At 52.1% G+C, this 16,581-nt stretch carries 15 protein-coding genes and 1 tRNA gene; 9 read left to right on the top strand and 7 right to left on the bottom strand.

Features of this window, described 5'->3' with window-relative positions:
• Positions 1 to 19: 19 nt before the first annotated feature.
• Positions 20 to 2,596 carry a CHAT domain-containing protein gene (locus H6F91_RS21200; RefSeq protein ID WP_190771299.1) on the bottom strand — a complete coding sequence of 859 codons (2,577 nt, stop codon included), beginning with the start codon at positions 2,594 to 2,596 and terminating at the stop codon, positions 20 to 22.
• Positions 2,597 to 3,197: 601 nt separating this feature from the next.
• Here H6F91_RS21200 and H6F91_RS21195 point away from each other — a divergent pair.
• Positions 3,198 to 4,025 (top strand): ABC transporter permease, encoded by an 828-nt coding sequence (locus tag H6F91_RS21195; protein WP_190771300.1) that lies wholly within the window; start codon positions 3,198 to 3,200, stop codon positions 4,023 to 4,025.
• Between the two features lie 90 nt (positions 4,026 to 4,115).
• On the top strand, positions 4,116 to 5,219 hold the full coding sequence (locus H6F91_RS21190; protein ID WP_190771301.1) for an ABC transporter ATP-binding protein: 1,104 nt from the start codon (positions 4,116 to 4,118) through the stop codon (positions 5,217 to 5,219).
• Here H6F91_RS21190 and pth read toward each other — a convergent pair.
• From pth to psbH, 3 genes are all read right to left on the bottom strand, one after another.
• Positions 5,212 to 5,841, bottom strand: coding sequence for an aminoacyl-tRNA hydrolase (gene pth, locus H6F91_RS21185; protein WP_190771302.1), 630 nt, complete (start codon positions 5,839 to 5,841; stop codon positions 5,212 to 5,214). The genes H6F91_RS21190 and pth overlap by 8 nt on opposite strands.
• Before the next feature lie 78 nt (positions 5,842 to 5,919).
• Positions 5,920 to 6,255: a TatA/E family twin arginine-targeting protein translocase gene (locus H6F91_RS21180; protein ID WP_190771303.1), complete on the bottom strand. Its 336-nt coding sequence runs from the start codon at positions 6,253 to 6,255 to the stop codon at positions 5,920 to 5,922.
• A 242-nt stretch (positions 6,256 to 6,497) separates the two neighbouring features.
• Positions 6,498 to 6,701 (bottom strand): photosystem II reaction center protein PsbH, encoded by a 204-nt coding sequence (gene psbH, locus H6F91_RS21175; protein WP_190771304.1) that lies wholly within the window; start codon positions 6,699 to 6,701, stop codon positions 6,498 to 6,500.
• A 78-nt stretch (positions 6,702 to 6,779) separates the two neighbouring features.
• Here psbH and psbN point away from each other — a divergent pair, with 78 nt between their 5' ends.
• From psbN to H6F91_RS21155, 4 genes are all read left to right on the top strand, one after another.
• Positions 6,780 to 6,911 (top strand): photosystem II reaction center protein PsbN, encoded by a 132-nt coding sequence (gene psbN, locus H6F91_RS21170; protein WP_190771305.1) that lies wholly within the window; start codon positions 6,780 to 6,782, stop codon positions 6,909 to 6,911.
• A 683-nt stretch (positions 6,912 to 7,594) separates the two neighbouring features.
• Positions 7,595 to 8,461, top strand: a complete 867-nt coding sequence (locus H6F91_RS21165) for a fructosamine kinase family protein (protein ID WP_190771348.1) — start codon at positions 7,595 to 7,597, stop codon at positions 8,459 to 8,461.
• A 421-nt stretch (positions 8,462 to 8,882) separates the two neighbouring features.
• Complete coding sequence (locus H6F91_RS21160) at positions 8,883 to 10,388, top strand: ammonium transporter (protein WP_242035909.1); 1,506 nt, start codon at positions 8,883 to 8,885, stop codon at positions 10,386 to 10,388.
• Between the two features lie 468 nt (positions 10,389 to 10,856).
• Positions 10,857 to 11,798 (top strand): GDSL-type esterase/lipase family protein, encoded by a 942-nt coding sequence (locus tag H6F91_RS21155; RefSeq protein ID WP_199307964.1) that lies wholly within the window; start codon positions 10,857 to 10,859, stop codon positions 11,796 to 11,798.
• Positions 11,799 to 12,040: 242 nt separating this feature from the next.
• Here H6F91_RS21155 and cobM read toward each other — a convergent pair whose 3' ends face one another.
• The 3 genes from cobM to H6F91_RS21140 all read right to left on the bottom strand — a co-directional run bounded on the left by cobM (position 12,041) and on the right by H6F91_RS21140 (position 14,832).
• Positions 12,041 to 12,892, bottom strand: a complete 852-nt coding sequence (gene cobM, locus H6F91_RS21150; protein ID WP_190771307.1) for a precorrin-4 C(11)-methyltransferase — start codon at positions 12,890 to 12,892, stop codon at positions 12,041 to 12,043.
• A 186-nt stretch (positions 12,893 to 13,078) separates the two neighbouring features.
• Positions 13,079 to 13,957, bottom strand: a complete 879-nt coding sequence (lgt, locus tag H6F91_RS21145) for a prolipoprotein diacylglyceryl transferase (RefSeq protein ID WP_190771308.1) — start codon at positions 13,955 to 13,957, stop codon at positions 13,079 to 13,081.
• A 53-nt stretch (positions 13,958 to 14,010) separates the two neighbouring features.
• Positions 14,011 to 14,832 (bottom strand): MOSC domain-containing protein, encoded by an 822-nt coding sequence (locus tag H6F91_RS21140; protein ID WP_190771309.1) that lies wholly within the window; start codon positions 14,830 to 14,832, stop codon positions 14,011 to 14,013.
• 356 nt (positions 14,833 to 15,188) lie between these two features.
• Between H6F91_RS21140 and bcp the strand changes: the two genes are divergently transcribed.
• The 3 genes from bcp (at position 15,189) to H6F91_RS21125 (ending at position 16,553) form a co-directional block, all read left to right on the top strand.
• Positions 15,189 to 15,662, top strand: a complete 474-nt coding sequence (bcp, locus tag H6F91_RS21135) for a thioredoxin-dependent thiol peroxidase (RefSeq protein WP_190771310.1) — start codon at positions 15,189 to 15,191, stop codon at positions 15,660 to 15,662.
• A gap of 142 nt (positions 15,663 to 15,804) precedes the next feature.
• A complete protein-coding gene (locus H6F91_RS21130) occupies positions 15,805 to 16,260 on the top strand; it encodes an NUDIX hydrolase (RefSeq protein WP_190771311.1) in 456 nt (151 codons plus the stop codon).
• Between the two features lie 220 nt (positions 16,261 to 16,480).
• Positions 16,481 to 16,553, top strand: a tRNA-Arg gene (locus tag H6F91_RS21125).
• Positions 16,554 to 16,581 lie beyond the last annotated feature (28 nt).

Genomic DNA, 16,581 nt, shown 5'->3' with positions numbered 1-16,581 from the left:
CGGCGTTCAGCAGAAAAAATTACTTCCAGTTGCCAATCAGCACGAAGGCACTCCAGTAGTAGGGATGGGACAAGTTACGATTGCCCGCCTGATTGGGATAGTTCCGCAGGTCAATGCTGCCTGTGGCCCCCCGGCTGCGGGCGCGACTGCCCAACTGAAACTCGGTTCTGCCATTAATCAGAGCAAGTTGGGCCTGGCGCAGGGCTTCGGCCCGACTGATTCCGGGTTGAGAAAGGTTGGCATATAGCCCCAACATCAGGTAGAAGGTGGACTGATCTTCCACATACCAGAGAGAGGCGATGGTGCTGCGAGCTCCCGAACGAACGGCGACTCCGGCCAATCCTAGTGCTGCTCGATCATTCCCGACGGCGGTTCCGCAGGCACTCAGTACCAATAGTTCAATCGGGCGGCGACGATTGATGTCAGCGGATTGCAGCAGTTCGCTGAGTTGATTGACATTGAGGCGATCGTTCCAGGTGAGGATGTAGGTTTCCTCCAGGGTTGCCCCGAACTCTCCATGGGTTGCCAGGTGGACAATAGGAGCCGGAATCTCGGCAATGCGGGTGGCGATTTCCTCACGGGTGAAGGCGTCATTAAACAACACCTCGCCCGAGACGATATCCTGTAGTTGATTCACTTCTGCTTCGGCCCAGGGCAGGGGAGCGAAGCCCAACCGAGCTTCACTCAACCCTCCCATCAGAGCTGTTAGGGAGTCAGGAGGTAAGCTTTCGGCGGATAACAGTTGTAGGGTGGGGGCGATGGCAACACCGTAATTTTCGATCAGGTAGCGATCGCCATCATACAAAGCGGCCAGGGGCACTTTCCGTAACACCCCATCGGGCACAAACACCAGGGTTTTCACCTCGCTACCTTGGAGGTACGGGAGGGCCGGGCGCACCAGCCAATCGTAAAGTTGCCTGCCCAGACCTTGAATTTGACGGACCGGCTTGCGAATATCTTCCGCCTGGTTTGCAAAGGCATTGCTTGTTTCGATTACAGTGCTGGCAGGAACGGGGGCATCGTAATACTGCAAAGGCTGGCCGGGAAGGGCAACGATAACCGCCATGCGATCGCGCAACAAAATTGGATAAAATACCGCTGCCTGGGTATCAATGCTATCCACCTGCACCTCGCGGGCATTCAAGCAAGCTTCCCGAAAAAAGTTATCCAGCTCCGCCAGTTGTAACGATTCAATGGTGGAGCGGGCCTGCTCTAGCTCCTTCTGGCTGGGGTTGGCACTACGATCCAGCAACAGGGAGACCAGTTCCCGGTGAATGGGCTCGATGTTGTTGCGGAACGAGAGCTGGGCGTCAGGGTTGGCCGCTGATAGGTCACGACGCACCGCTTGTAAGGTGTTGATCGTGTTGGTGTAGGCCGCGATCGCTTCTTTCCGGTTGTGTTGTTGACGGAAGAGACGACCTTGCTGCCATTCCCACAGGTAACGCAGCTCCGGGACGTTGAGCTGCTGAGCCAGCCTCAGGGCTTGGTCTGTGATCGATTGTGCCTCATTCCACTGGCGCGCCTGCTCATAGGTCGCTCCCAGAGTGCCGAGAGCGTAGGATTCTGCGCGGCGATCGCCCAACTCCCGAGCTTGTTGCACCGCTGCTGTGAGTAAGTTAGCAATATCGTTCTCAGAAACGTGGCCTCCCAGCTTTACCAGTCTTAGTAACGAATCTGCCAGGTTAATTTGAGTGTGAATCCTGGGGCGACCGGGGGGGAGCGCGTTGATTTGGGTTTGCAGAGCTGGAATGAGGGCGATCGCTGCATCCACCTGTTGCTGCTCAACCAATACTCGCAGTTGATTTAAGCGAGCTTGAACCTGGTGATAGGGGATAGCGGTCTGGGTCGCCTGTTCGTACGAGCGGAGAGCATTCTCCAGGTTCCCCTGCGCATAAAGGGTGTTGCCCAAACTGGCCTGGGATTGGGCGATCGCCTCCGCATCTTGCAACCGCTCAGCCATAGCCAGACTTGCCTCAAGAGCGCTGACAGAACCGGGGAGATCACCGGCAACCCGCAAGGCATTACCCAAGCGGGTCAGGCGCTCGACCTGCTGGAGTGAGTCGGGCTGATCTGTAGACGTTTCTTGAAGTTGACTGAGAAGGGCGATCGCCCGCTGATAGAACCCGAGCGATTGCAAGGCTTCAGCCTGGTTGAGTTGAGCTTGAAGAAGCCGTTCCCGGTCGCCCTGGCGATCGTACAGAGCCGCTGCCGCTTCCCATGTAGCAAGAGCCGCCGCACCATCTCCCCGGTAAAACTGGAGCCGTCCCTGAACATCCAGGGTCTGGGCGACCAGGGATGGGTCTGCCTGTTCTGCATTTAATAAAGCAAGACTTTGGGTGATGGCTGTTTCTGCATCTTTCCATTGCCCTAGCTGTTGATAAACCAGAGAGAGGTTACGCAGAGCTATAGCTTGGGACCGGCGATCGCCTCGCGTTTCAGCATCTGCAGCGGTTACCTCTAGCTGTTGCGCCGCTTCTTGGTAGCGGCCTGCTTCGTAAAGCTGACGGCTTGGGCTGGAGCCGTGAGATTGCACTACTTCGGTGACGGATGGGGTGATGGAGTCTGGCGAGATGGCAATAGCTGGCAGCAATGCCAAACTGAATCCAGCTAGAATCCCCAAACTAAAGCAAACCCATCGCTTTCTACTCAATTCTGTTGCTCTCAACCCAGACCTAGGCAAATTGCACCATCCTTCTATATTCAAGTTATCTTGAAGCTTTTTTCCTGTATCAAATCTACGAACAGTTTTTTGAACATTCACACAAAGAATCAAGACACTCAATGTATTCCCACACACCAATCGAATGAGATGGATGGGATATAAACAGTGAATGCTTTGTAAACGATATTTATAATCAAGCTCAATGAAATTATGGAGGGTATTCTACTGGGGAACTTTCCCCTAGGCAATTCATAAAAGTGCAATTACACACAAGATTTAATGCAAAGAGCATTTGATACCTATCTTTCTATTTAGCACGGGCCCAAAATGGTCACTTTATTGTCATAACGTTTTGATATCAAACCACACAGTATGGGAGATGTGTAGCTTGATATGGGTTACTTCTTTTGTCCCCAATTGCTGTAGCAATAGAACCTTAAATACACCAGAGTTGTTTTGCAAATTCCAGGAAGTGTTTTAACACCTTTACTCAGGGGAATACGGCACAATAGCGGTATCCCTTGGGCTGAGTTTCATGGTTACTAATTCCCGTGCATTGGCGAAGTCTCTTGACGAAAGAGTTTCCCCTCGCACCCCTAAACGTCCCTGGCTTCTGGCGGGGTGGACCGCTCTCACCTTTGGCTTTCTCTATTTGCCCATCATCGTATTGGTGGTGATGAGCTTTAATGACTCGCGCATCCTGTCGCTACCCTTGAAGGGTTTCACCCTGGGTTGGTACCAGATGGTGATGGAGGATGTGCCATTGCGGGAAGCGCTGGTTAATTCTCTGAAGGTGGCAGGGGTGGCAACGATACTGGCGACGACTCTGGGGTTACTGGCGGGGTTTGCCATTTATCGTTATCGCTTCTTTGGGCGCAATGCCTTTCGTATTGCCCTGAATCTGCCCATCCTGTTGCCGGGGATTGTAACAGGCGTGGCCATGCTCGCTTACTTTTCGGATTTAGGATGGGAACTATCTCTGGGGACGGTGATTCTGGGCCATGCGGTATTTGGCATTCCGGTGGCATTGGGGCCAATCTTGACGCGCCTGGGGCAGTTTCCCCGTAGCCTGGAGGAAGCCGCCTATGACCTGGGAGCCAAACCGGCACAGGTTTACCTGGACGTGGTGTTTCCCTTCCTGCGGAGTGCCCTGATCGCAGCGGCATTGTTGGCGTTTACCCTGTCCTTTGACGAGGTGGTGGTGACGATTTTCCTGACGGGACGGGATAATACCCTGCCTATGGAGATCTGGGCGCGGCTGCGAACGTCAATTACACCCGAGATTGCGGCGATCGCCACCCTTATCCTCGGCACCAGCACGGCCCTCGTTCTCCTCAGTGAATGGGCTACCTCGCGTGAATAATTGTGTTTTCGGCTCTGATGAAAGAAGCTCAAAATACGTAGTCAGGACTCATCGCATCAAGAGTATTCAGCATCCTGTAGTTCTAAAACCATGAAAGACAATAGTCTGGTCTATCTCGACAATGTCAGCAAGATCTATGGAGGCGGCAACGCAGAGGTGTATGCAGCGCGGGATGTCACTCTGGCGGTGAAGCCGGGAGAGTTCTTTTCCTTGCTGGGTTCGAGTGGCTCAGGTAAAACAACGACGCTGCGGATGATTGGCGGATTTGAGATTCCCGAGCGGGGCACGGTTTATTTAGGCGGTGAGGATGTCACGATGCTGCCACCCTATCGGCGCGAAGTCCATACCGTGTTCCAGAGTTATGCACTCTTTCCTCACATGACTGTGGCGGAGAACATCGCCTATCCCTTGAAGATCGCAGGTGTGCCTCGCCATGAAATTGCCGAACGGGTGCAAGATTCGCTGAAGATGTTCCGTATCCCAGGGTTTGGCGATCGCCGTCCCTCCCAACTCTCCGGCGGACAACAGCAACGAGTCGCTCTGGCCCGTGCCCTGATCAGCCGTCCTAAAGTATTGCTGCTCGACGAACCCTTGTCAGCGCTGGATGCCAAAATCCGCGAAGAGGTGCGCCAGGAATTGCGGGAGTTGCAGCGGCAAACCAACCTCACTTTCATCTATGTCACCCATGATCAGGAAGAGGCATTGGCCTTGAGCGATCGCATTGCCGTGATGCACAATGGCCGCGTGGAGCAGGTCGGTACTCCCTTCAACATTTACAACCAACCCACGTCTTTGTTTGTGGCGCAGTTTGTAGGAAAGGCAAATTTTCTGACGGGGCGGTTGTTGGGAGTGGATGGCGACATTGCAACCGTCGAGGTTAACGGTAGACCGTTAAAGGCGATCGCCCCCACGTCCCCCCTGCAACCAGACGCGACGGTAACGCTGATGATCCGCCCCGAGCGATTGCGACTCAATCCGGCGGAAGGCATGGAAAATGCGATCGCCGGAAAGCTCACCCACGTAACCTACATTGGTCAATTGCTGGAAGCCAGTGTAGAAACGCCCCTTGGTTCTTTGCGAGTGACACAACTGGGCAACGCTTTAGGGAATGACTTGAGTGAGCGATCGCCCTCAGCCGAAACCTTCCATGTGGGATGGAATGCGGCAGATTGTCTGGTCTTACCTTTTAGCTAGCGACCGCGCGGTTGTTGTAAAGACTCATAGCCTTGGCAACACCATCGGTCAGGCTCATTTCAATCGCCTCGACGGACAGTTGGATGACCTCATCGAGAAGTTTGGCTTCCTCCTGGGAGAAGCGCCCCAGTACGTGGGAGACCGTATCTTTGTTGGCCTTCTCGCTATTTTTAGGATTGCCAATACCAATCCGAAGCCGGGGAAAGTTTTGGGTGCCCAGATGGGCGATCGCTGACTTCATGCCATTATGGCCGCCTGCTGAGCCAGACAGCCGCATCCGTAGCTTGCCTGTGGGCAAATCCATTTCGTCGTAGATCACCAGCACTGCTTCTGGAGGCAACTTGTACCAATCCAAAACTGCCCGGATGGATTGCCCAGACAGATTCATAAAGGTGGTGGGCTTTAGCAAGCGCACACGGGTTTGACGCAGGGCTACTCCCTCGCCATAAAACCCTTGAAACTTGCGGTTCTCCGATAGGGAAACAGACCAGCGCCGCGCCAACTGATCGACCACCATAAAGCCGATGTTGTGGCGCGTCTGCTCATACTTCGCTCCCGGATTTCCCAAACCCACGATGAGTTGTGGAATCAGGCGATCGCTCGCAACTCCTGCGTTAGTCATTACGTTCGTGATTATTTGTCTTACGTATCCGTGGAGCTGGTGTTCGTCGGTTAGTTTCTTGTCTGTGCACACCCAAACTTAACTGGGGGAAGAGCTAACAGCGTCATCCTCGGTGGGGGTAATGACTTCAGCTTCCGTCGTCTCGGTTGAGGTGGCGGCAGGTACCTCATTAGCCGCCAAAGCTTTTTGAGCTGGAGGCTCTAGCTTAGCTTCCATGGGCTGGTTAATGGCCTTCTCAATCTGCTCGGCCTCTTTCTTAAACTCATCCTGAAACTCGCGGGATGCGTCTTGAAACCCTCTAAGCGCTTTTCCTACGCTCCGCCCAATCTCTGGCAACTTTTTGGGGCCAAAAATCAGGAGGGCCAGCACCATAATCAGCGCCATCTCGGGTAAACCAATGCCAAAAATATTCATAACCTTTCCTCCCGCGATCGCATTAGGTAATGAAGCAGCCCGGCAAGACTTCAGGATACCGTATCCGGGTATGCCTTTCCTCACCCTAGTATAAGAACCCGTTTCACGAGGTTGATTTTTCGTGAGCAGCACACGGAAAGTCAGCCTGTGAAACAAAAAACCCCGGCAGGCCGGGGTCATGATGCAAGCTTATGAAATTTGAAAAGGCTTCTTGAAAAATCTAGTTGAATCGGCAGAGGGGCTTAGCGGCCCAGGCTCAGCCAATCCACATCCAGGTTTTCCAGAATCAGTGACGAGTTGTAAATTTGCAGGATGATCAACAGAAAGACCAAGAACAGACCCATGAAAACACCCATTACGGGGGTAGTGCCCCAACCCGGAGCAACTTTACCGTATTCCGCATTGAGGGGCCGCAGGATATCGCCCAATCGGGTTCGTTGTGCCATGTGTACCTGTAAGAAAGCCTGAATAGTTAACGTTTTGAAATATTATACTAATGAGGTTACCTTTGGTTGATACCCTACATGGAGTCCGCAACAGTTCTTAGTATTTCCATCGGTGCTGTCCTTCTGATTGTCACCGGAATCGCCCTGTATACGTCCTTTGGACCCCCATCCAAGGAATTGGCTGACCCCTTCGAAGATCACGAAGATTAAGATTGAGAGCCTTTGGCCCCTCAATCGATACATTTACTTTCCTGAGAATTCCTTTAAGAATGGCAGCAGTTGGCTTGGTTCGTAAGGAAGCTATTTTCCTGTAGGACGAGGCGCGACTGTAGCCCTCGATTTAGTTCGATTGCTTAAAGTAGAAAATTCGCAATGCAACAGAGCACCATTGCTCTGTTGCACCTTTGTGTTTCGGAATATCTTGCAACAGGCTTTCATTCCAGGCAGCTCTTCTCCCGTCTCTGCTCTAGTTCTATAGCGATGTGCAAGTGCGTTAAGTACAACAACGGTGGTGTGGGGCACGAAGTGCCCCACACCACCGTACTTAATCAACGTGCACAGCGCTATAAAAGCTGTTGAGAGGGTTATTTTTTGTGCATGAGGCACGAAGACGAACCCTCTCAACTCCAATCGTTAGTTGATTGACGTCGCTTAGGATCGTGCATTGATTAACCTGTCATTGCTTTTTGTGGAAGTGGCGAAGTCGCCGCTTCCACAAAAAGCAATGACAGGTTGTTTTATTTGTGATCCTTCGTACGAGCGATGGATGGAGTAAGTTACGGCTCAGAGAAAATATCTCTTCAAATATTTTCCCAAGTTTCCCCGACTACAATAAGTCGGAACTGTTTGAATGTCTAATCCTGTGGTGGTTCTGAAACGCTCCCATGAATACTTTGTGGCTTAATATTGCCGACCAAATTCAGCAAGCTACGGGCAAACCGTTTGAGGTGACCCACCAGCGATCGGTCGGCGGAGGCAGCATTAACCAGGCCTATGCCCTTTCGGGGAAAGACCGGGCCTATTTCGTCAAACTTAACCAGGCCGAAACCTTACCCATGTTTGAGGCCGAAGCTCGTGGCCTTGAAGAGATCTCCAAGACAGCCACAATTCGGGTTCCGCAGCCCATCTGTTGGGGAGTCGCAAACACCTTTTCTTTCCTGGCGTTGGAGTGGCTGGATTTAGGATATGGAACACATCGGGCCTGGGAAGCCATGGGGCATCAGTTGGCCGCCATGCACCAGACTACCAGCACCCACGGGTTTGGTTGGTACCAGGACAACACCATTGGCTCGACCCCGCAACAAAATTCCTGGACTGACAACTGGATCGAATTCTTCTGTGAGCGTCGGTTAGGGTATCAACTGCGTCTGGCTCGGCGTAAGGGTGGGCATTTCCCCAACGGCGATCGCCTCCTCGATGCGGTTCCCCTGCTGTTGGCTGAGCGTATTCCCAAACCCTCCCTGGTTCATGGTGATCTCTGGTCAGGCAATGCAGCCATTACCAAACTAGAGGAACCCATAATTTTGGATCCAGCGGTTTACTTTGGCGATCGCGAAGTTGACCTGGCCATGACTGAGCTATTTGGCAGCTTCCCCAACGAATTTTACCGAGCCTACAATGCCGCCTATCCCCTATCTGAGGGGTATACCCAACGTAAAGTACTTTACAACCTGTATCACATCCTCAACCATTTCAATTTATTTGGAGGAGGATATGAAACTCAGGCCAATCGAATGATCGACCAAATCCTGGGCCTTTGAGCGTTTCAGCTAATTTTCTAAGGGGAACTACGGAGAAATGGTATCTCTGGATACAGATTTACTCGCCTTAGATTGATGAAATCTGTGATATTCGATTGCAATTCACAAACAGTTACACATCCAGCTTCTGGGTGATCCTCTGGGTGGTTTTTCTCTACCGGCTGTTGGTGAATCGGTTGGGGGCAGGCCTATCCTACGTGGCGTGGGATGGGCTACTTGATTGATACATTGCTGTATCTATTCAATCTCTAGCCCTGCTAATGGGTGATTGTCTGTCGGGTCGCCATTTGCCTTTGTAAATCGGTTTCAACGTGAGTCGGTTTCTGTCTAAGTCGAGGAAGGTCAATCAATGTCAAGACTGGTCATGAAAAAACGGAATAAGCGCCAGCCCTTGATTGAAGGGCGTCGTTTTTCCAGTCTGATGCAGCGTTTCTTTAAACGGCCGGGCGCTGTCATTAACTCTCTCTCCCCTACCTGGCAAGCTTGTATTCCCCTGACGGCACTGATCGTTCTGGTCAGCAGCACAGCCGTGTTTGCCCAGGATACCCCGTCTGTCGAGGAGACGGTCGCTACCCTGCAGGTGGGCCTGGATACCGTTTGGGTCATGGTTGCCGCGATGCTGGTGTTCTTCATGAACGCGGGTTTCTGTATGTTGGAAACCGGCTTCTGCCGTCAAAAGAACGCCGTCAACGTACTTTCCAAGAACCTGATTGTGTTCGCCCTCTCCACCATTGCCTTCTGGTTCATCGGCTTTGGCCTGATGTTTGGTAATGGTAATGGCTTTATTGGTTGGGAAGGCTTAACCTTCCTGAGTGGCGCTGATAACAGCCCGGCCATTGGTGACGCCTATGAAGGTGCTTACAGTGCTCTGAGCTGGACTGGCGTACCTCTGGGTGCTAAGTTCTTCTTCCAGTTGGTGTTCGCAGGTACCGCTGCCACCATCGTGTCTGGGGCTGTGGCTGAGCGGATTAAGTTCGTTGACTTCCTGATCTTCAGCTTGTTGCTGGTTGGCGTTGCCTACCCCATTACGGGTCACTGGATCTGGGGTGGTGGCTGGCTTGCCAAGTATGGCTTCTGGGATTTTGCTGGCTCTACCGTGGTACACGCGGTTGGTGGTTGGGCTGCTCTCATGGGTGCGGCTTTTCTTGGCCCCCGGATTGGCAAGTACAACGAAGATGGTTCTCCCAACGCCCTGCCTGGTCATAACATGTCCATCGCGACTCTGGGCTGCTTGATCCTGTGGTTGGGTTGGTTTGGGTTTAACCCCGGTTCCACCATGAGCGTGGGTGATGGTTCGGCGATCGCCCACATTGCTATCACCACGAACACCGCAGGTGCTTTTGGTGGTCTGGCGGCTACTATTACTGCCTGGTTACTGCTGGGCAAGCCTGACCTGTCTATGATCATCAACGGGGTTTTGGCTGGTCTGGTAGCTGTTACAGCGTCCTGTGCTTTTGTGAATGCAGGTTCCGCTGCCATCATCGGTATTGTTGGTGGAGTGCTGGTCGTATTTGCTGTTGGGTTCTTCGATCGCCTTAAGATTGATGACCCCGTAGGTGCTACCGCTGTTCACCTGGCCAATGGTGTTTGGGGAACCCTGGCTGTTGGTCTCTTTGCAGCTGGCCCTGGCGATCTGTACGCTGAAGGTTTAGGACCTGCTACAGGTTTGTTCTTTGGTGGTGGTTTGGGCCAGTTCATCATTCAGCTGGTAGGTACTCTGGCTGTAGGTGGTATGACGGTGCTGGTGTCTACCATCTTCTGGATCGCGCTGAAGGCTACTCTGGGTATCCGCGTGTCTCCTGAAGAGGAACTCATGGGTCTCGACATTGGCGAGCATGGCATGGAAGCCTACGCTGGTTTCGTGAAGGATGCAACGGGCTCTCCTGCTGGCGTTCCTGGCGTCTCCACAACAAGCGTGCCTCACTAAGTTTTGGGTAACTCTCTTTGGAGCCAAGGGGTTTTCTCCCCTTGGCTTTTTTGATGTCCTCACTAGCGTGACACTAGCAATGTGATCAAAAATCTTGCATGTTTTTACTCAGTAGGCCGCACCCACTCTACTGGGCCAAAAACATTGACAAGTAATGCAGAAAGGCTATGGGTAAGCTTCTCGTCTTTCAAAACCTTTGATTTTATGACCTATCAATCGCCATCATTTTCTGAAATCTGGCCAAATTCAATATAAATATTTTGATATAACATTAGTTCGGACAGTTTTTCTGAAACCCTTGATTTTGCGTGCGCTTCGCGCACGCAAAATCAAGGGTTTCAGAAAAACTGTCCAGAGTATTGATATAACAGACTTTTTAAGATTGCTCCCTGAACTATTGGATATTTTTTGAGGTATTAAAGAGATGTTTTGTAAGAGTACTGAGCGGTGAGTAAAACGAGCACTCCCATGAAGTATTGGCTTCGGCATTGGGGCGATCGCCACCTCAGCCGTATCCTGTTTGAAATACGTCGCTCCCGATGGGGACAACAGGTGCGCTGGCATTGGGATCGTATTACCCAGCCCACTTATGGGCGGCGATCGCTGCCCCGATGGATTTATCTCTCCCTGGCCGCCAATGTCGTGCTGCTACTCATCCTGCTACAGATGGGAATTCGGCAGTATTGGCTGCATCGAGCCGTGGTTCTTATGCAACCCTCATCCGCTGCCTCTCAATCGTTTACGGTCAGTGTCCCGTCCTTAGGAACGCGGCATCAGTTGAACTATCCTCAGTGGGTCGATCTTCTGGCTCAGGAAGCTCAGGCGGTGGCTGTTCAAAAACCTAAGCATCTCAGTGTTTTGCTGGGAGATTCCATCAGCCTGTGGTTTCCGCCCGATTTGCTGTTGCCAGGGCGTGTGTGGCTCAATCAGGGGATTTCTGGCGAGAACTCTACTGGTCTGCTGCAACGGTTAGATCTGTTGGATCAGACGGAACCGGATACTATCCTGCTCATGATCGGGATTAATGACCTGTTGCAGGGGGTTGACGACGAGACGATTCTCCACAACCAGCGACAAATTGTTCAGTACCTCAAATCAGCCCATCCCGATGCGGAAATTGTGATGCAATCCATTCTGCCCCATGCTGGTGAGGAGGCTACCTGGGAAGGGCGCGATCGCCTACTCGCCATTCCGAATCACCGAATTCAATTGCTAAACGAGCAATTGGCAGAGATTGCCCAGGAGGAAGAAATTGAATATTTGGATCTCTATCCTCTGTTTGCCGATAGCCAGGGAAATCTCCAGATGAACCTCAGCACGGATGGGTTGCACCTCAATACCGATGGATATTGGGTATGGCGATCGGGCTTGCAGATGTATTTTTACTACGCCATGGATGCACGGGGTTAAGTTGACACCCATAGCCGGTTTGATCAAAGGGGTGAGTGCGACGCACTCACCCCTTTGATCCACAAGTTCTGATTAAAGTGGCTGTAACTTAACCTCAGTTCAGGTAAAGGGTGTTTCAGCTTATCCCAAACTAAGGTTTGCTTACTCAGGACTTACGCATTTAAGTTGTAGGTAGGTGCAAAGCACCCTACCTACAACTTAAATGCTCTAGATATAGCGGACTTGCGTGAGTCCTGTTACTGTTATACGGCTTCAGTCGATTCGCGACGGAACAGGTGCGAGTGAGTGGGGTTGTAGAGTTGCGATCGCGCCCCATCTGCTTGCTCCATAGCCACCAGAGCTGGGCTAATGACATACATGGTTGTGCGAATTAACTTCTCCCGTTCTGTCACGGCTGCCATTTCATCAAGGCGAGCCATCACAATCCGCTCGTCGGGCCAACCCAGGCGATAGCAGATGGCGACCGGCATATCGGCAGGATAGTGTTGCAGCAATTTGTCTTGAGAGTCCTGAGCGTGGCGAGCGCTGAGGTAAAGGCACAGGCTTGCCTTGTGAGCTGCTAGCGATGCCAGTTCCTCGGCTTCAGGAACCTGAGTGCGCCCACTGATACGGGTCAAGATGATGGATTGCACCAGACCTGGAACGGTAAATTCCACCTTGAGACGAGCCGCGGCCAGTTGAAAAGCGCTGATACCGGGAACAACTTCAAACGGGATGTCTGCCCTCGCTAAGGCTTGCATTTGTTCATGCACCGCCCCATATAAGCAAGGGTCACCTGAGTGGAGCCGAACGACGGTTTTGTGCGATCGCACCCGTTCCTCCATCAAGGGCAAAATCTCTTCCAGGGTCTTATCCGCTGTGCGAATGAGTTCTGCCCCAGGTTTAGCCACACTCAACACTTGCCGGGGTACCAGGGAGTCGGCAAATAGAATTACATCGGCCTCGGCTAGCAAATGGTAGGCCCGTAGCGTCAGCAATTCCGGATCTCCTGGGCCGGCTCCCACAATGTAAACTGTACCGGGGACAGGCGACTTCCCTTGAAGCGACACCGCCAACCGTTCCGCCAACCCATTCCCCGTGCTCCGTAATTCCATACCGTACCTGACCTTTTCCTGTAAAAAGCTTTACAAATCAATGCTCTGTGTTAAATCCCGACAAAGGAGGGGGGAGTGTCCGGATAGCTCTGTAAAACCCCGGTAGAAGCGAATGGTAGATGCACCCTGATTCAGCCCCGAAGGAAACTTCGGGGCTATTTCTTTGGTTGTGCAAGATACTCGCGACTATCGGGATTCTGCGGGAGGGCGAGACAAATGAATTTCCCCAAACCGTACTCTGGAACCAGGCAAGTTCCGCTTCAACCCATAGAGCCAGACCAACCCAGCAACCCCAATAAACACTCCGACTAAGCTGACAATCTGAGCAATCCGTAACGGCCCCAGCATCAGACTGTCCATCCGTAGACCTTCGATCCAGACACGGCCCAGACTGTAGGCGATCGCATACACCAGCGCCACCGTCCCCAGCTTCAGGGGCCAATGCCCCCGAATTCCACGCCAAAAAATCACCATTAACAGCACAAATACCCCAATATTCCATAGGGATTCGTACAGAAAAGTGGGATGGAAATACTCAAATGCCTGATAGCCGGGAGGCCGTTGGGCGGGGGGAATGTAAAGTTTCCAGGGCAAATCTGTAGGACGGCCAAATGCTTCGGAGTTAAAGAAGTTGCCCCAGCGCCCAATGGCCTGCCCCAGAATGACGGATGGTGCCACAGTATCAGCCAACTGCCAGAAAGAAATGCGATTGAGCCGCCCAAAGATGAGCATCGCCGCAATACCGCCCAAAATGGCCCCATGGATCGCAATGCCCCCGTGCCAGATCGCGAAAACTTCTGCCGGGTTGTTCGCGTAGTTCTTCCACTCAAACAACACGTAGTAGATTCGCGCACAGGGCACCGCCCCCAAAACTAACCACAACGCAAAGTCTCCAATTAGCTCAGGGTTTATGTTTCGCTTACCCGCCAAAAACTGTGACAGCGTGATCCCAATTAACACGGCACAGGCAATCAGCAAGCCGTAATAGCGAACGGTAATTGGCCCTGCTTCAAAGAAAATTGGACCGGGAGATGTAAATCGAAAGGCCAGCAGCCAGGGCAGCATAAGGCGTGTTTCCTGCACAAAACCTGCTCTGTCAGTGTATAGCAGGAGCTACGTTATTTGGTTTCAACGACGTGGAAGAATTCAGGGGGCCATAAAAATTGGGGAGAGATGCGATCGCCCTCAACAGTCACTCCTTCCGCCACTAGAGCATCAGCCTGGTCGGGAATATGCCGAGTGAGGAGGGTGTGATTGGCGGCTACGATGCGGTGTACGGGCAGATGAGCTGATTTTTTCAGCCAGGTAGGGATGGCGCGGGCGTAGCTGGGCGTCATGCCCAGGGCTAGCAGCAGGTTAGGGGTATCGACTACATAGCCGGGTGGGATACGGGCCACAAATTCCTCAAATTTGCCTCGGGTAGATTCGGGAATGACGGAAAAGCATCGGGGATAGGCCCGGATGATATCGCCAGGGCGAATGGTGCCATCCTGTACCACCATTGCAAGGAACCCTCGTTTGCCTGCAATTTTACGAGATAGGCCAGGCTTGAGCCGTTCTAGAGAGGCACAGGGTTCGCAGAGAAACATCAGTCGTAACTGAGCTGTTTTGCCGATCGCTAATACCGTTCCTGACTCAAAAGATTCGACGGCGGCATCCACTAATATGTTTTCCTGCAAATCTCCAGGTTGAAGCCCGAACTGATGCAGTGTTGGCTGTCCGGCCAGTAAAACCTGCCGCGGATTACCAACTCGAGCACTGGCATCGCCAGCAATGCCATAACCCCGTTGAAGGGTCAGGCTGTCGCAGGGTTCAACTAAAGCGCCAGGCGCAGATTTACGGAATAGGTGGGTGACAGCGGGACAGCTTATCCATGTAGCCCTTTCCTGGAACGGTGGCGGAGCATCGAAGGCTGGCACAGACGTTGATGATTCAGACATATTTTGGGGATGTCAAACCCCATAACTACGGGGGTTTACTATTAGGTGCCTACTGGGCCTGCTACACCTAACAGGAACTCTTGGGCTAGTTAGGGCTAGAGGTCGTGTTGTGCGCAAAGCACACGCAAAAATAGGCACTTCAGCTTATTCCAAATAGGACTTACGCAAGTCCGCTATCTGTAGTGTACTTGTGTTGTGGGTGGGGTGCTTCGTACTCCATCCACAACACAAGTGCGCAAGTCTTGCCGAACTGAGATTAGCTGTAGTTTTGGGGACTGAACTGAGTACAATCTTAGGTAATTTTGCAGCCTTGAAGGCTTTTGTTGTTTACCCTTTTGCTGTTTCGACCTGTTGCTATGGCTCTTAACCCTGGTGATTCCGCCCCTGACTTCAGCTTGCCCGATGGAAACGGCAACACGGTTAGCCTCTCTTCTTTAAGAGGAAAGTGGGTCGTCCTGTACTTTTATCCCCGAGACAACACTCCCGGTTGCACAAAAGAAGCCTGTAGCTTCCGGGATGCTTACCCGACCTACCAATCTAAAGACGTGGTGATTCTGGGAGTTAGCACCGACGATGCCAAAGCCCATACCAAGTTCTCCAACAAATTCAATTTGCCATTTCCTCTCCTGACCGATGCTGAGGGACAGATGGCGACGACCTACGAGAGCTACGGCCTGAAAAAGTTTATGGGTAAGGAGTATATGGGTATCAGCCGTAATACTTTTATCATTGACCCTGAGGGTGCGATCGCCAAAGTCTATCTAAAAGTGAAGCCCGAAAACCACGCAGAACAGGTTCTACAAGACCTGGAAGTGTTAATGGCAGCCTAGCCAGCCCTGGTCTCACGTTTTGGCTCTGGTTCAACCCTGCTGATATACAGGGCGAAAGGTATTGTCAATGCTTTCCTCGTCCTCATGGTTCACAGGAGTAGAACACTAAACTCTCTAAATATTGCAAGCGATTGTCCTTCCTATGCGTCAAGCCTGGCGATATCTGCAAACCGCTCTTGGAATTATTTTCCGTCATCCATTGACGGGCACTAGCATTATCCCTGTCCTCCCCGATGGGAAGATTGCCCTGATCCGCCGCCGAGATAATGGCATGCTCAGTTTACCCGGAGGCATGGTGAACTGGGGCGAAGACCTGCCGACGTCCTTGAAACGGGAGCTTAAAGAGGAAACCGGCCTAGATCTCCTCAATCTGGGTCGTCTGGTTGGGGTTTATTCTTCTCCTGAACGGGATCCCCGCTTCCACTCTATTTGTCTGGTTGTTGAGGTTAGAGCCAGCGGTGCTCTGAAAACTCTGGATAAGCTGGAGGTGCTTGAAGTTCAAGCTTTTGAGCCTACGGCTATTCCCCTGAACAATTTATCCCACGACCATGGGCAACAGCTGAAGGATTACTTCTCCGGAGGAACAACGGTTGCCTAAGGCCTGCTTTAAAGGTTGTATTTTCGTGCGGTAAACGTACGAAAATACAATCCTTTCAGCGAGTTCTAAAACACGCCCTAATTCAGCTAGAAGCCCTCTTATGCCGCCACAAAGGGGTGCCATAGTAAGCTTCTAGCTAAAACTTGACTTCATGGTGTGGAAAATAGCAGAAGATAGCGATCGCTGTCCCCCAGAGATGCTATACTCGCAAAGTACGCAAGGGCATGTAGCTCAGTGGATAGAGCATCAGATTCCGGTTCTGAGGGTCGGGGGTTCGAATCCCTCCATGCTCGTTAAGAAAAAGCGCGGTTCAGCCGCGCT

The sequence above is a fragment of the Leptolyngbya sp. FACHB-8 genome (assembly GCF_014695575.1).
Taxonomy (GTDB): domain Bacteria; phylum Cyanobacteriota; class Cyanobacteriia; order Elainellales; family Elainellaceae; genus Vacuolonema.
Note: the sequence above shows the minus strand (reverse complement) of the source record. Positions and strands in the feature narration are given on the sequence as shown.

Coding starts and splice junctions, on each gene's coding strand:
- H6F91_RS21195 (WP_190771300.1), top strand. CDS start 3,198: ATGGTTACTAATTCCCGTGCATTGGCGAAGTCTCTTGACGAAAGAGTT.
- H6F91_RS21190 (WP_190771301.1), top strand. CDS start 4,116: ATGAAAGACAATAGTCTGGTCTATCTCGACAATGTCAGCAAGATCTAT.
- pth (WP_190771302.1), bottom strand. CDS start 5,841: ATGACTAACGCAGGAGTTGCGAGCGATCGCCTGATTCCACAACTCATC.
- H6F91_RS21180 (WP_190771303.1), bottom strand. CDS start 6,255: ATGAATATTTTTGGCATTGGTTTACCCGAGATGGCGCTGATTATGGTG.
- psbH (WP_190771304.1), bottom strand. CDS start 6,701: ATGGCACAACGAACCCGATTGGGCGATATCCTGCGGCCCCTCAATGCG.
- psbN (WP_190771305.1), top strand. CDS start 6,780: ATGGAGTCCGCAACAGTTCTTAGTATTTCCATCGGTGCTGTCCTTCTG.
- H6F91_RS21160 (WP_242035909.1), top strand. CDS start 8,883: ATGCAGCGTTTCTTTAAACGGCCGGGCGCTGTCATTAACTCTCTCTCC.
- H6F91_RS21155 (WP_199307964.1), top strand. CDS start 10,857: ATGAAGTATTGGCTTCGGCATTGGGGCGATCGCCACCTCAGCCGTATC.
- cobM (WP_190771307.1), bottom strand. CDS start 12,892: ATGGAATTACGGAGCACGGGGAATGGGTTGGCGGAACGGTTGGCGGTG.
- lgt (WP_190771308.1), bottom strand. CDS start 13,957: ATGCTGCCCTGGCTGCTGGCCTTTCGATTTACATCTCCCGGTCCAATT.
- H6F91_RS21140 (WP_190771309.1), bottom strand. CDS start 14,832: ATGTCTGAATCATCAACGTCTGTGCCAGCCTTCGATGCTCCGCCACCG.
- bcp (WP_190771310.1), top strand. CDS start 15,189: ATGGCTCTTAACCCTGGTGATTCCGCCCCTGACTTCAGCTTGCCCGAT.
- H6F91_RS21130 (WP_190771311.1), top strand. CDS start 15,805: ATGCGTCAAGCCTGGCGATATCTGCAAACCGCTCTTGGAATTATTTTC.